This window comes from Chitinophaga sp. CF418, assembly GCF_900142925.1.
GTDB lineage: Bacteria > Bacteroidota > Bacteroidia > Chitinophagales > Chitinophagaceae > Chitinophaga.
Genome location: NZ_FRCN01000002.1, coordinates 330020 through 343807, shown reverse-complemented (window position 1 = coordinate 343807; position 13788 = coordinate 330020). Strand labels below are relative to the sequence as shown.

Below are 13788 nucleotides of genomic sequence, written 5' to 3'. Positions count from 1 at the left end.
GCTTACATTCTCTCCTGGTGTCTCAGCCACCTTTCTGGAATCTCGTTATTGCTTGCCGTTACATAATCGTTATAGGTGCAGGGAACGAAGTCTTTTCCTTTACCTGGCAACTGCATCCACCAGCGGCCTGTCTTTTTGCTCTTAAGGAATACGGTATCGATATCTCCACAAACAATATTGAACTCGTAAAAGGCTTCGCGTTCATTCAGCAATGCCTCCTTGTTCTTTACAGAACAGCCATCCACGAAATACCACAACATTTGTGCAATCTGTCTCGCTGTCAGGAAATCTTTATCTTTCTCCGGGCGGTATCCATAGATGCCATAAGTACTGAGCCTTCCACTCATACCGGCATAGCGGGAAAGTGCACAGGCCTCATCGCCTCCCAATCCATTAGGAGAGAGCGTATTGGCCGGTGCGTCATTATGTTTGATGATATTGATATCAAGACTCAACAGATCTGTGTTTCTCAATACAGGCTCGATCTCTTCCAGGCTCTCTCTCACTTTGCCCAGGCGATAGCAATCAAAACGGAGTTTATCCAGCGTTTCCAACATACGTGGATGTACGAAATAACTCTGGAATGCCAGGTGATTGTAATGACGTATATAGTTGGGCTGCTCCGTCAGCATATCCATCAGGAAACTATCCGCAGGAATAGGAGATTCTTCCTTCAGGTCTATCAAAGCATCCGCAACTGTCACTTCGATTACATATTTCTGCGTAGCGTAAGCTCTATATTGTGCATAGGTAAGATCATGCGATCCTCCCAGGATGATAATGGTCTTGTTGGAGTTGATCAGTTCTGCGAGCACTGTTCTTAATGCAGCATAAGTATCTGCAAGGGTGACACCTTTGCGCAGGTTACCCATATCGGCGATCTTTACATCCTTATGCCAGTAAAATAAACTGTAGAATTCTCTTCTTACAATATCTGCTGCATCGGGACCTTTTTTACCGGGGCCATAACCACGGTCTTCATTCACCCCCAGCAGGATAATATCTGCGATATCGAGATTAGGTGTATATCCATCTTCATACAGATCTACGATTCCCCCAATCTGGAATTCATCGTATTCCTGATCATCATTCAGACTTGCTTTGGAAATAGGGAGGAGGTAATCATGGAGAAGTGTAAAGTCTGCCATCACAAGTGTTTTTGTTTGCCGGCAAACCTACGAATCAATTGCGAAATAAGTTGTTTCGGGAAGAGATGAATTACGGATTAATATTTCTTTTATGCATCAGGATGCCGCATGATCAATTGCTGGTCATGAATAAGCTGTGAAGCTGTACTCTTAGTTCTTGTGCACGATAAATTCGAATGCTTTATGCTCTTTTCTGGAAAATGCCTTCTGTAGTACAGATCTCTTGCTAGTGACGCGGTTTTTGTTGCAGTCAGCAACTTCCATTACATTACATAGGTACTCCATGGTCTCTACCATTGTAAGCATATCGCTGATCTGCTTTACTGCATACTGGATTTGTTGTTCGCTATACCGATCTTCATGCAGTAAGATCAATAAATCCCTCTCTACCTGTTTCATTTGAATAATTTGACTGTTCCCTTAAAATTGTTAAAGGCGTTTTCATATAGGAGTAAGCGGCTTGGCGTGTATTTAACAACTGGATGTTACAAGTAGTAATGTTTATCCTTCTTTCTTTCGGGAACTCAACGGCTAAAAAACCGGTACTTAATTTTAGTGCATCCGTTTTTTATTCATGGTAGGGCACCCGCAATCGTTCTTCTTCAAAATCTTACAACCCTGACTCATAATGCTTAGGCTACTGCACACTAATAAAATAGTCAGCCATTTTCTTGTTATCATACTCTTAAGTTCTGTTCGCTAAATTCTGTTCGCTTTTGATAGATGCCCGTCTGTACGAGAGTTTACCTTTTCTTAACAGTGCGCATTTCTAAATTAAGCTAATTTCGTAAAAATTTCAAATATTTGTCCACAATTTCTACGCGCAAAACGATTCTGATAGTCCCGCTCGACTGGGGATTAGGACATGCCACCCGCGACATCCCGCTTATCCATGAACTATTAAACGCTGGTTGCAAGGTAGTTATTGCAGCCGAGGGTAGACATGCCTCACTTTTACAGCAGGAATTTCCGGAGCTCACCATACTGCTTCTGCCTGGTTACCGTATCCAGTATACTCAAAAGGGTTGGCTGTTTGGCTGGAAGATCATTCAGCAGATCCCTCAGATCCTGAATGCCATTAAATATGAACAACAATGGCTGCAGAAAGTGGTAAAAGAGCACCAGATCGACGCCGTTATTTCGGACAACCGCTTCGGACTTTACCATAGTACGATCCCTACCGTTTTCATTTCCCATCAGCTGCTGATCAAAACGCCTTTCGGTGGTATCATCGAAAAGAGCCTGCAATGGCTGAATTACCGCTATATCCGTCGGTACAGCGCCTGCTGGATCCCCGATTATGCGGATGCCAATAATCTCTCCGGCATACTGGCCCATCCGTCCGTATTGCCTCCAAATACTACCTACCTGGGCTGCCTCAGCCGCTTCCAGGACCGGCCGAATATACCACAACAGTATGATTTGCTGGTACTTATATCCGGCCCGGAACCACAGCGCTCCAACCTGGAAAAATTAGTGCTGGATCAGATCAGATCCCTGCCTCTCCGTGCCCTGATTGTAAGCGGAAAACCCGGCACACCGGAAAAGCAACAAATCACTCCGCGGGTACAGCAGGTGAACCACCTGAACGCAAAAGATCTCAACGAAGCCATGCTGGCATCCAAAATGGTGTTAAGCCGTTCCGGTTATACCACCCTGATGGATCTGGTGAAGTTGAATAAAAAAGCGATCCTGATCCCCACTCCCGGACAGTCAGAACAGGAGTATCTGGGTAAGTTCCTCATGAAGAAGGGATATTTTTATAATATACCTCAGCATGCATTCAATTTGAAGGAAGCACTGGATGCTGCAGATAAATTTGAGTTCAAATCATTTGAACACGAGCAGGATATGGAACAGTATAAAGGCGTGGTGAAGAAGTTTGTAGAAAGCCTGGGCTAATTTACCTGCCCGCAGCCGCTTGCAATCCTTCCACCGTCTTTTTATCGCTGCCGACAAAGATCTGCTTTCCCACGATCGCTACCGGCCTTTTCAGGAAAGAATATTCCTCCAGGATCAGGTTACGGTAATCTGTCTCTGTCAACACTTTTTCATGCAATCCCATTGGACGGTACTTCATTGACCGGCGACTGAAAAGCGCCTCATAGCTTCCCGCCAGTTTGTGCATCTCATCGAGTTGCGCCGGTGTGATCTTTTCGGTCTTAATGTCCTGCAGTACAAATCCGTTCTCTTTAGCGTCGATTTCTTCCAGGATACGTTTGCAGGTACTGCAGGTAGATAAATGATATATTTTCTTCATGTCATTACACTTTCGACGCAAATATCTGCCGGCGAAAGGAACTTCCAAAATATCCGGCCTTCATTTCTCCGTAAAGCGATCTTATCCAGGAGAGATAATCTGCATTTGTTTACGTGTAATTCATCATTCATAATTACTTTTGGCGGATGCAAAAGAAATTGTTTTTACTGGATGCAATGGCGCTAATCTATCGTGCCTATTATGCATTGATCAGAAATCCACGCCTCACCAGCACTGGTAGGAATACCAACGCGCAGTTTGGGTTTACCTCCACCTTGCTGGACCTTATCAATAAAGAAAAACCCACCCATATGGCGGTGGCCTTTGATACACATGCTCCTACCGAAAGGCATACCACCTTTGTTGACTATAAGGCTAACCGTATGGATGCTCCTGAAGATATTCTGGACTCTCTGGAAGATATTAAACGCATTATCACCGGGTTCAATATTCCGGTCGTAGAACTGGATGGCTATGAAGCGGATGACGTAATCGGTACCCTTGCCTGGCAGGCAGCAGACGCAGGATACAGTGTATACATGGTAACGCCGGATAAAGACTATGGACAGCTTGTAAGGGAGAATGTGTTCATCTACAAACCTCCTTATATGGGTAATAAGGAAGAGATCATGGGCCCCAAAGAGGTTTGTGAAAAATGGCAGATCACAGATGTGCACCAGGTAATAGATATCCTGGGCCTGATGGGGGATGCGGTAGATAACATCCCCGGTATTCCCGGCGTAGGAGAGAAGACCGCCATGAAGCTGCTCTCTCAATATGGCTCTGTAGAAGGAGTGCTCGAGAATGCTGATAAGATCGGCGGAAAGATGGCCGAAAAGATCAAAGCCGGTGCGGAAAGCGCTATCCTTTCCAAACAACTGGCCACCATCATCACCGATGTACCGGTTACCTTCCATGAAGAAGACTTCTGCATCAAAGCCTCCAATAAGGAGCAGCTGGCAGAGATTTTCACGGAACTGGAATTTAAAACCCTGGGAAAACGTATACTTGGAGATGGCTTTGCTACAACTGCCACTGCAGAACCGGCATCTCCGGCCAAAGCCCAGCTGGACCTCTTTGGCAATGAGATCCAGGGCGCCGCGCCGCCTCCTTCAGAGGAACCGCAGGAAGCGCCGGTAAGTATACTGATCGCTGAAAAGAATATCACCAACACTCCACATAACTATCAACTGGCCGAGACCCCGGAGAAAAGGAAAGAACTGCTGGCCCTATTATTACAACAGCAGGAAATTTCCTTCGATACGGAAACAACCGGTACCGATGCCAACGCCGTTGAACTGGTCGGCATGAGCTTCTCCGTCAAAGCAGGAGAAGGCTGGTATATACCTGTACCGGCAGACAGAACTCAGGCCCAGGAAATAGTGGACAGCTTCCGTCCCCTGTTTGATACTACACATATCCTCTTCATTGGTCAGAATATCAAATATGATATGATCGTCCTGAAATGGTACGGTGTCGAAATCAAAGGACCTGTCTTCGATACCATGCTGGCTCACTATCTCATAGAGCCGGAAGGCCGTCGTGGTATGGACCTGCTCAGTGCCCAGTACCTGCAATACGAACCAGTGTCTATTGAGACCCTGATCGGCAAGAAAGGAAAGGGCCAGGGCAACATGCGGGATGTGGAGATCGAAAAGATTAAGGATTATGCGGCTGAAGATGCCGACATTACCCTGCAGTTGAAGGAGAAATTCGCGCCATTACTGCCACTGAAGGCTGTGGAAAAGGTGTTCTATGAAGTAGAAAATCCACTGGTGAAAGTGCTGACTGATATGGAATACGAGGGTATCTCCCTTGATATACAGGCACTTTCCGATTACTCCCGTGAACTTGAAAAAGAGATCAAGCGTGCAGAAGAGAGTGTATATACACAGGCAGGGGTCCGTTTCAACCTGGCTTCACCCAAGCAACTGGGAGAGGTCCTGTTTGAGAAACTCATGCTCGATCCTAAAGCCAAAAAGACCAGAACGGGACAGTATGCCACTGGTGAAGATGTACTGGCCAAGCTCTCCTCTAAACATCAGATAGTGGAAGACATCCTGATATTCCGCGAATTGACCAAGCTGAAATCCACCTACGTGGATGCGCTTCCGCTGATGCTGAACAAGCGAACCAACCGCGTACATACCTCTTACAACCAGGCGGTAGCTGTGACCGGGCGTCTCAGCTCCAACAATCCAAACCTGCAGAACATTCCTATCCGTACCGACAGGGGACGTGAAGTGCGTAGAGCTTTTGTAGCCCGGAATGAGGAATATGTATTAATGTCTGCCGACTATTCACAGATCGAGCTGCGTATTATTGCCGCCATCAGCGAAGATGTGCATATGATCGAGGCCTTCCGTGAGGGACTGGACATCCATGCCGCCACAGCTGCAAAGGTATATGGTGTCGAGCTGACAGAAGTGACGTCGGACATGCGCCGCAATGCCAAGAGTGTGAACTTCGGTATCATCTATGGTGTAAGTGCATTCGGTCTGTCTGAAAACCTGGGTATCGCCCGGGGAGAGGCTAAAACACTGATAGATAATTACTTTGCACAGTATCCGTCCATCAAACAATATATGGACAACCAGATAAAATCTGCCCAGCTGAATGGTTATGTGGAAACATTACTGGGCCGCAAGCGCTGGCTGAAAGATATCAACTCCTCCAACGCGGTAGTCAGGGGGTATGCGGAACGAAATGCCATTAACATGCCGATACAGGGTACTGCTGCCGACATGATCAAACTGGCCATGATCTCCATTCACAAAAAGCTGAAACAGGAGAATCTCCGCTCCCGTATGATCCTGCAGGTACATGACGAGTTGGTCTTCGATGTGCACAAAGACGAAATAGAACTTATCAAGCCATTGATAGAAGAAGGTATGCGTAATGCATTACCGCTGACGGTGCCTGTTGACGTTGAAATAGGTACTGGCGCCAACTGGCTGGAGGCGCATTAAAGCCATTAAGCCTTAAATAATTAAGAACCAGGAACTAATACGCAAGCCACCATCATTGCGTTTTCAGTTCCTGGTTCCTGGTTTCTGATCATTTATATTCCTGGTACTATGTTCTTCTGAAGCGTTCATATTAAATCACCCCCGCAGTACCATTGCAGCTACTGTATTTCCTGCTGATAAATAGTGTTTTTTCCCGTGTTCTGCCTATTGTGTTTTCCAAAATCGTTTACTAGTTTTCGCCCATGATCCTGACACCTCGTCTTCAATTGTTACCATGTACCCTGCAGTATTTCGAAGCACTGTTACAGGGAGAAGAGGTATTGGGTGAACTGCTCGACATCCATATCCCCGAATCCTGGACAGAATTTCCGGAAGTGATACTTGTAGCATACGACAAACTTCGTAATGACCCCTCTATGTTAGGCTGGTTCTTTTACCTGGTGATACACCAGGAAGACAAATGCCTCATGGGTGCGGGTGGTTTTAAAGGCCGCCCCGACCGGGAAGGTAATGTAGAAATAGGGTATGAAATATCCTCTTCTTACCGTGAGCAAGGCTATGGTACGGAGCTGACCCAGGCACTGGTCCGCTTTGCATTCAACCATTCCTATGTAAACAGAGTGATAGCCCACACAGAAGAGGAATATAATGCAGCCGTGAAAGTGCTCCAGAAATCGGGGATGCACTTCGTAGGGGAGGCTCCCGAACAACTGTGGAGGTGGGAGATATCCCGGGAGGAATATATTGGCCTCAGTGTCAAGTGATTATCCCTTGTATATGGAACCCTGATTGCTGTGCGGCCGGAAGATTGTTTTAACGGCAGCCTGCAATCTATTGCAACTCCCACTCATCATTCTTTGTCCATTAAGAATGACTCTTTTAACTTAGATTCGGTCATTTATCTTTTAAAAAATATCAGCAAAACATCATTACAATGAAGACATGGGCGCTATGCCTTGCCGCTTTTTTTTCCACAGCGGCTATCGCACAAACAACCAACAAGGAAGGCAGTAACTATAAGTTCACTGTTATTAAGAACCTCGATGCAGGTGATGTAGAAAACCAAGGCAATACCGGTACATGCTGGTCCTTCTCGGGACTTTCCTTTTTCCAGGCAGAAGCTCTTCGCATCGGAAAAGGCAAGAATATTAACCTCAGTGAGATGTATGTAGTGAGAAAAATGTATCCCCTGAAGGCATCCAACTATGTCCGCATGCATGGTAAAGCCAATTTCGGTGAGGGCGGTGGATTCCCCGACGACCTGCTCTGCCTCCGCGAATATGGTCTTGTACCTCAAAATGTATACGATGGCAATCGTGTAAAAACTTACAACCACGCCGAAATGACCTCCATCCTGGATGGTATGGTGAAGAAGATCGGCGCTACCGAAGCTACCATCAACCCTAACTGGAGCAAGGCCTTTGATGGTATCTTGAATGCCTACATCGGAGATGCGCCTGAGAAGTTTGAGTATAATGGTAAGAGTTATACTCCCAAAACTTTTGCTAAGGAACTGGGACTGGATGCGGATGATTATGTATTTATCACCTCGTTCACACACCATCCTTACTATCAACAGTTTGTGCTGGAAGTTCCCGACAACTGGAATTGGGATAAAATGTACAATGTTCCCCTGAGTGACCTGACCACCATCACAGAAAATGCCATCCAGAACGGTTACACTGTTGCCTGGGCTTCTGACGTAAGTGAAAAAGGCTTCAACTTCGCACAGGGTCTGGCTATCGTTCCTGACGTAGCAGGCCTTACTCCCGAGCAACTGGGTAAAGCATTTACAGAACCTGTAAAGGAATTAACCATCACTCCGGAGGTTCGTCAGCAGGCTTTTGATAATTACGAAACACAGGACGACCACGGTATGCACATCGTTGGTATCGCGAAAGACCAGAACGGAAAAGTTTTCTTCCGTGTGAAGAATTCCTGGGGAACGACTAATCCTGGAAGTGGCTATTTCTACGCTTCAGAACCATTCTTTGCTTACAAGACGACCAGCATTATGCTGAACAAAAAAGCAATTCCGGCAGATATTGCGAAGAAGTTAGGGATCAAACAGTCTTAATTATCTTTCTTTTTATAGTGGCGGCTGTCTCGTTTGAGGCAGCCGTTTTTATTTTCAGCCATAAGGTGTTTCTTTTTTTATTATGAAGTATGTTTTATCATCAAGCACGGCTTCTGTTTCAAGAGGTCCTTTCAGGTTTAAGCAGGCAATTCACTTGGGTTGAGGATACTGCGTCGGTTTCAGGCTGGGATCACTGGCTGTAGTTCTTTGAAGCTGTGGAGGATGGAGCATGGGATGTCGTTTTGGGCTTTGGGATATCTATCCAACTCCTGTCAAGCGCATCGGCTGGCTTCAAACAACTACAGCGAGTGATTCCCACCTGAAAACCCGTCGTATCCCCACCTCCAAAACAACAAAAAACCATTATTGACAAAGTCAAATATCTCTATTTCACATGATGCATTTCATCCTGTTTTAGTACCCAAGGAGCCACATAAAAAGCATCATCTGTAAACAATAAAATTTGGAGTATTTATGCTAAAAAAGAAGAGGTTTCCGGCTTAAAGATTTAATTGACAAAATCAATTAATTTAGTTGACATAGTCATCAATAATCAATAAAACTCAATACTACAAAATCTTTCATAGGAAGAAGTATGCAAAACATCACTTACCTTCCAGCCGCTGCGCCTCCTGGTAACTCCCCAATCTCACCTTCACCGGCAACTGCGTCTGCTTCTCCCAATTCCACTCCTTTTTACAGAAAAAACCAAAATGTTGCTGATAGTAATCATTCGGTGCAAGAGGTGATTTCACCCTAACTACCCCTTTATTATCCATGACGAAAAAAGAAGACAAATAAGCAGGCGAAGCAACCTCTTTTTGTGAGAACATCAATAACTTACTTGACTTCGTCAAAGGATAAAGCGGCGCCACTGCAAGCCTGCTCTGTGCAGATAGATGCGACAGGCAAGTAAATGTAAGCAATCCCGCTATGGACAATAGTTTCTTCATAATCAACGCATTTATACCAACGCCTCCCAGCTACCCGCACCTTCCCTGATCAGTTCCGGCTCATCACCTGTGCAGTCTACAACCGTAGAGAAGGTCAACCCACCTATTCCACCATCCACTACGATATCCACAATTTTACCAAACTTCTCATGAATAATCTCCGGGTCCGTGTATTCTTCCACATATTCATCTATCGGAAGAGAAGTACTCATTACAGGATTTCCCAATTCTTTCACGATGGCCCTGCATATATTATTATCCGGCACACGGATACCGACAGTATCCTTCTTGGCCTTTAACATACGCGGCACCGCCCGGCTGGCCGGCAGAATGAATGTATAAGGGCCAGGCAATGCCTTTTTCAGCATACGGAATGTTGGTGTATCCACACTCTTTGCATAGTCTGACAAGTGGCTCAGGTCATAACAGATAAAGGAGAACTGTGCTTTAACCGGGTTAATATGTTTGATCTGGCAGATCCTTTCCACAGCCTTATGCTGACTGATATCACAGCCCATACCATATACGGTATCGGTAGGATAGATGATCACACCACCGTCTTTCAAACATTCTACGATCGTTTTTAAATGACGGGGGTTCGGATTGTCCGGATGTAAGGTTAAGAGCATATTACAAATTTACGAAAGTACACCGGGAAGCTGTCCCAATTTCCAGGCCAACACATTTTCCACATTAAATAATCTTACTATCTTTCCAGCCAATTTGCAAAACAGATCTGGATGAACTTAAAAGGGATTGTTCCGAGAACCTGGAGAAGGCTGAAAAAGATTGCACTCATTCTATTCATTGCTCAATTCGTTTACATTATAATATTAAAATGGGTCAATCCGCCGATCACCCTTACCATGATATCCTCCTGGTTTAGCCTCATCGGAACAGATAAACACTTCCATAAGACCTGGGCTGACTATGATGAGATCTCCCAACATGCCAAGCTGGCGGTACTGGCCAGTGAGGACCAGCTCTTTCCAGATCATAATGGATTTGATTTTAAGTCCATCGAGAAGGCCATGAAGCATAACCAGAAAAGTAAAAAGATCCGGGGAGCCAGCACAATCAGTCAGCAGGTAGCAAAAAATGTGTTCCTCTGGCAGGGACGTAGCTGGGTGCGCAAAGGACTGGAGGTCTATTTTACTTTTATGATTGAAAAGATATGGGGGAAGGAGAGGATCCTCGAAATGTATCTGAATGTGGCACAGACAGGTGATGGTATTTTTGGCGTGGAAGCTGCATCACAGCAATATTACCATAAAGGTGCGGCCAGCCTGAATCGTGAACAGGCCGCCATGATCGCTGCCTGCCTTCCGAATCCAATAAAATATACAGTAAATCCTCCGGCACGTATTACTTCTTATCGCCAGCGAAAGATATTACAGCAGATGCGGTTTATTGCTCCGGACCCGGATATAGCTGAACTGGTCAGCAGTAAATAGTATGAGCATTTATTATTTCCTCAGCAGTTTATCCACAGTAGTTACAGCCAACGATTTCCTTTCTTCAAAACTTCCTTTGATCTCTACCCAGGGTACACCTGATGCGGCAACGAGATCTCTATAGATAGTGTAAAAATACTCCCGCATGGCAGGGTCGGGGTATTCCCGCTGCGGATCTTCCTCCCAGGGAATATCAATATAGGTTAACAGGTACAGATCGTAGGGACGGGTAGCTATCTGCTCCAGTATCCGGGGATCACAGGCGCCGTACTTATGCTCACTCCAGACTTTGATGACATGCAGGTCTGTATCGCAGATCAGCAGCTTGTTGGCCTGTGCCGCCAGATTATCTTCCAGCGCCAGCTGTCCTTCTGCTATGGTGAGCAGGTCGTGTTGTTCATAGGACCGGGGTAACTCTTCCAGGTACTGACGCGCATACTCCGGCACCCATACCGTTTGATAATGTGTCGCCAGCTGCTCACTTAATGTACTCTTTCCGGTAGACTCCGGCCCTATAACAACTACTTTCAACATATACTATAATTACTTTGCCATTCCTGTGGTGTGGTGTTCCCGCCAGATCTTTCTCCAGCTGAAATAGCCCAACACTGCAACAATGAACAGGAATATTGTCAATACTGCCGTAGGCAATAAATGTTTGTGGAACAATAAGGGGATAGCCACCAGGTTAGATACATTGAGTACCAGCCAGTTCTCTATCTTTCGCTTTGCCAGCAGCCACATACCGCCGCAGGCCGTAGCAGAAACAAACGCATCTATCAAAGGAACGTCAGAGTTGGAATAGTTACTAAGCAGATATGCAAAAAGGCCCCAGCCTATCACGGTTATCAGCGCTGTCACAATCCATTCCCGACGACTGGCCCATTCCACCGGCGTTTCCGGTTCGCTGTCGCCTTTCTTTGCCCAGTGATACCAGCCATATACGCTCATGACGAAATAGTAAACATTCAATGTCGCTTCTGCATATAGGCGGAACTGCTCCCTGGACAGGAGATACGCGTAGATGCCGGTGCTCACCAATCCCGTCGGGTACAGCCATATGCTGTTCTGCTTACTGCAAATGACACTGATGGCGCCAAACAGGGCGGCCACTATTTCCAGCCAGCTCATTGCCCGCATTCCTTCCTGTAATCCCTGATATAGTGCGTCAAAATTCATGTCCTAAAGTTATACTCCTTATTTTTCTCCTAATAAACAACCGGAAACGTTCCAGGCGCTGAAACTATTACCCTCGCGCGCTCCCAGTGGGATCGCTACTTTAAAGGTATGCTCTCCGGGTGTCAGATCGGGTAGGGGAATGGTGATCGGTTCTGTCACACCACCAGGGCACCAGTTGGACCTGCTCAGATCAGAGGAAGCCAGACCATTAACGAAATTGGCGGTAGCCGGATTTGACAAACGGAAGTTGCCGCAATCGGTACGCCACGGAATAAAATGATATACTCTTTTGCCATCTATGAAGATCTCATTCAGCTTCTTGTTGAACTCATCTCCACCTCCCCAGCCACCATGGCCGGTAGTGGTGTAGCGCAAGCGCAGGTTCTTTAATCCTTCTGGGATATTCACAGTAACGGTCAGAGAGTCTTTTCCGAACATGGTGCCATATTCCTGATCCGCCATTTCCATCAGGTTGGTGGTGTTGAAGACCGGCATTATCCAATGTTCGTCCTTTGTACCTTTCTGATCGCTGTCAGCCGGGTAGTATTTCAGGCGGAGGCTTACTTTATGGCCACCTTTATCATAGTTGCCGATGTACATACCCAACCATACTTCTCCCTGCAAGCGGGGCAGCAATTCAGTAATATCCTGGCGGTACACGGCAGAATCAGCCCACTGGTAACCTTTTATTTTTACCTTTTCATTATAATAATTGATACCGAAGGGGGTGAAAAAGCGCATCAACTCCATGGTAGGCAGATAGTTATCTGTCGCTACTACCCCGCGGTATTTCTCATGATAAACAGGCAGTTCCTTTACGCCCTTTTTTAAACCGTCCAGGAAGGAGTTCTTCTTATCCAAAGGGATCATAAATACTGAACCGGTACGGTCGTAGGAGTCTCCGTTGGAATATTCCGCAACTTCTGCAAACAAGGTGACTTCTGTTGTCTTCGGCAGCTTTACCTTTCTCAGGATAACGGTTCCTCCGGCATAATGGTAAGTCACATTCTCCTGCTCATCAGTAGGGTCGTTGAATTTATTTCCCCAGCTTATCTGTTCCTGGTTGAATATAGGCAGGGTAGTGAACCTGTTTTCGATAACCTGTCGCAGATAGGTGGCATCGTCTACCATTGATCCCATAGTAGCCGGCCATTTCAGTTCTTCGTCTTTAATATTCCGGAGGTCCACTTTTGTTGCGATGTATTCGGAGGTACCATTACGCAATGTTCTCAATATCAGGCCCAGGCCAGGAGCAAAGTTCAGTACAGGCGTCCCTTTCAGCGGCAGCGCATCGGTATACCAGATCTCAATACTATTGGAGCGGACCTTTACTTTCGCTTTTTTACAGGGGTAACCCAACACTGTGTCGATCCCTGGCAGCAGTTCCGGCTGGTCATAAGCACTGAAGGCTTTTTTGAATGTCAGCAGCTCACCATCTTTATTGGTGATCATCTGGTAGGTAGCCTTTCCTTTGTTGTCGAGGAACTGCCGTTCTTTCTGTGCGGCAACATCCAGCGGCTGATAGCTGGCTTTGTTTCCCTGGATGATCAGCCTGAGATTTCCGTCAGGGACGTCTTTACCATTGTATCGGAAGCCGTAGGTAATTTCAGCCCCTGGCTTTTCCTTCCCGGATTGTGCCTGTATTCCACCTGTTATTAACAGGGTGAGCCACAGTAATGAGTGTTTTTTCATAAGTATAAAATGTTTCCGAATAAGGGCTAAAGATATACCAGGGACAATAAAAAAGC

The 13788-nt window shown here is 46.0% G+C and carries 13 protein-coding genes; 5 read left to right on the top strand and 8 right to left on the bottom strand.

Annotated features, from left to right (window positions below; all coding sequences use genetic code 11):
* Nucleotides 1-2: 2 nt before the first annotated feature.
* Nucleotides 3-1148, bottom strand: coding sequence for a formimidoylglutamase (locus F3I09_RS05965; RefSeq protein WP_149694133.1), 1146 nt, complete (start codon nucleotides 1146-1148; stop codon nucleotides 3-5).
* 150 nt (nucleotides 1149-1298) lie between these two features.
* Nucleotides 1299-1547, bottom strand: coding sequence for a hypothetical protein (locus F3I09_RS05960; protein ID WP_149694132.1), 249 nt, complete (start codon nucleotides 1545-1547; stop codon nucleotides 1299-1301).
* Nucleotides 1548-1952: 405 nt separating this feature from the next.
* Between F3I09_RS05960 and F3I09_RS05955 the strand changes: the two genes are divergently transcribed.
* The gene (locus F3I09_RS05955) at nucleotides 1953-3050 is read left to right on the top strand and encodes a glycosyltransferase (RefSeq protein WP_149694131.1); all 1098 of its coding nucleotides are present in this window, start codon (nucleotides 1953-1955) and stop codon (nucleotides 3048-3050) included.
* A gap of 1 nt (nucleotide 3051) precedes the next feature.
* On the opposite strand, the gene F3I09_RS05950 is transcribed toward F3I09_RS05955, so the two are convergent.
* Nucleotides 3052-3408: an arsenate reductase family protein gene (locus tag F3I09_RS05950; protein WP_149694130.1), complete on the bottom strand. Its 357-nt coding sequence runs from the start codon at nucleotides 3406-3408 to the stop codon at nucleotides 3052-3054.
* Nucleotides 3409-3554: 146 nt separating this feature from the next.
* Between F3I09_RS05950 and polA the strand changes: the two genes are divergently transcribed.
* The 3 genes from polA to F3I09_RS05935 all read left to right on the top strand — a co-directional run bounded on the left by polA (nucleotide 3555) and on the right by F3I09_RS05935 (nucleotide 8454).
* A complete protein-coding gene (polA, locus tag F3I09_RS05945) occupies nucleotides 3555-6377 on the top strand; it encodes a DNA polymerase I (RefSeq protein WP_149694129.1) in 2823 nt (940 codons plus the stop codon).
* A gap of 242 nt (nucleotides 6378-6619) precedes the next feature.
* On the top strand, nucleotides 6620-7141 hold the full coding sequence (locus F3I09_RS05940) for a GNAT family N-acetyltransferase (protein ID WP_149694128.1): 522 nt from the start codon (nucleotides 6620-6622) through the stop codon (nucleotides 7139-7141).
* A gap of 170 nt (nucleotides 7142-7311) precedes the next feature.
* Nucleotides 7312-8454: an aminopeptidase C gene (locus F3I09_RS05935; protein WP_149694127.1), complete on the top strand. Its 1143-nt coding sequence runs from the start codon at nucleotides 7312-7314 to the stop codon at nucleotides 8452-8454.
* A 605-nt stretch (nucleotides 8455-9059) separates the two neighbouring features.
* Here F3I09_RS05935 and F3I09_RS05930 read toward each other — a convergent pair.
* Nucleotides 9060-9407, bottom strand: coding sequence for a hypothetical protein (locus tag F3I09_RS05930; protein WP_149694126.1), 348 nt, complete (start codon nucleotides 9405-9407; stop codon nucleotides 9060-9062).
* 11 nt (nucleotides 9408-9418) lie between these two features.
* Nucleotides 9419-10036 (bottom strand): L-threonylcarbamoyladenylate synthase, encoded by a 618-nt coding sequence (locus F3I09_RS05925; RefSeq protein ID WP_149694125.1) that lies wholly within the window; start codon nucleotides 10034-10036, stop codon nucleotides 9419-9421.
* Nucleotides 10037-10147: 111 nt separating this feature from the next.
* Between F3I09_RS05925 and mtgA the strand changes: the two genes are divergently transcribed.
* Nucleotides 10148-10861 carry a monofunctional biosynthetic peptidoglycan transglycosylase gene (gene mtgA, locus F3I09_RS05920; protein WP_149694124.1) on the top strand — a complete coding sequence of 238 codons (714 nt, stop codon included), beginning with the start codon at nucleotides 10148-10150 and terminating at the stop codon, nucleotides 10859-10861.
* Between the two features lie 12 nt (nucleotides 10862-10873).
* Here the strand turns inward: mtgA and F3I09_RS05915 are convergent, their stop codons facing one another.
* The 3 genes from F3I09_RS05915 to F3I09_RS05905 are packed head-to-tail and all read right to left on the bottom strand — an operon-like array spanning nucleotide 10874 to nucleotide 13732.
* Nucleotides 10874-11395: an AAA family ATPase gene (locus F3I09_RS05915; RefSeq protein WP_149694123.1), complete on the bottom strand. Its 522-nt coding sequence runs from the start codon at nucleotides 11393-11395 to the stop codon at nucleotides 10874-10876.
* Between the two features lie 9 nt (nucleotides 11396-11404).
* Nucleotides 11405-12040: a nicotinamide riboside transporter PnuC gene (pnuC, locus tag F3I09_RS05910; protein ID WP_149694122.1), complete on the bottom strand. Its 636-nt coding sequence runs from the start codon at nucleotides 12038-12040 to the stop codon at nucleotides 11405-11407.
* An 18-nt stretch (nucleotides 12041-12058) separates the two neighbouring features.
* A complete protein-coding gene (locus tag F3I09_RS05905; protein ID WP_149694121.1) occupies nucleotides 12059-13732 on the bottom strand; it encodes a PNGase F N-terminal domain-containing protein in 1674 nt (557 codons plus the stop codon).
* Nucleotides 13733-13788: the final 56 nt, after the last annotated feature.

Coding starts and splice junctions, on each gene's coding strand:
- F3I09_RS05965 (WP_149694133.1), bottom strand. CDS start 1,148: ATGGCAGACTTTACACTTCTCCATGATTACCTCCTCCCTATTTCCAAA.
- F3I09_RS05960 (WP_149694132.1), bottom strand. CDS start 1,547: ATGAAACAGGTAGAGAGGGATTTATTGATCTTACTGCATGAAGATCGG.
- F3I09_RS05950 (WP_149694130.1), bottom strand. CDS start 3,408: ATGAAGAAAATATATCATTTATCTACCTGCAGTACCTGCAAACGTATC.
- polA (WP_149694129.1), top strand. CDS start 3,555: ATGCAAAAGAAATTGTTTTTACTGGATGCAATGGCGCTAATCTATCGT.
- F3I09_RS05940 (WP_149694128.1), top strand. CDS start 6,620: ATGATCCTGACACCTCGTCTTCAATTGTTACCATGTACCCTGCAGTAT.
- F3I09_RS05935 (WP_149694127.1), top strand. CDS start 7,312: ATGAAGACATGGGCGCTATGCCTTGCCGCTTTTTTTTCCACAGCGGCT.
- F3I09_RS05930 (WP_149694126.1), bottom strand. CDS start 9,407: ATGAAGAAACTATTGTCCATAGCGGGATTGCTTACATTTACTTGCCTG.
- F3I09_RS05925 (WP_149694125.1), bottom strand. CDS start 10,036: ATGCTCTTAACCTTACATCCGGACAATCCGAACCCCCGTCATTTAAAA.
- mtgA (WP_149694124.1), top strand. CDS start 10,148: ATGAACTTAAAAGGGATTGTTCCGAGAACCTGGAGAAGGCTGAAAAAG.
- F3I09_RS05915 (WP_149694123.1), bottom strand. CDS start 11,395: ATGTTGAAAGTAGTTGTTATAGGGCCGGAGTCTACCGGAAAGAGTACA.
- pnuC (WP_149694122.1), bottom strand. CDS start 12,040: ATGAATTTTGACGCACTATATCAGGGATTACAGGAAGGAATGCGGGCA.
- F3I09_RS05905 (WP_149694121.1), bottom strand. CDS start 13,732: ATGAAAAAACACTCATTACTGTGGCTCACCCTGTTAATAACAGGTGGA.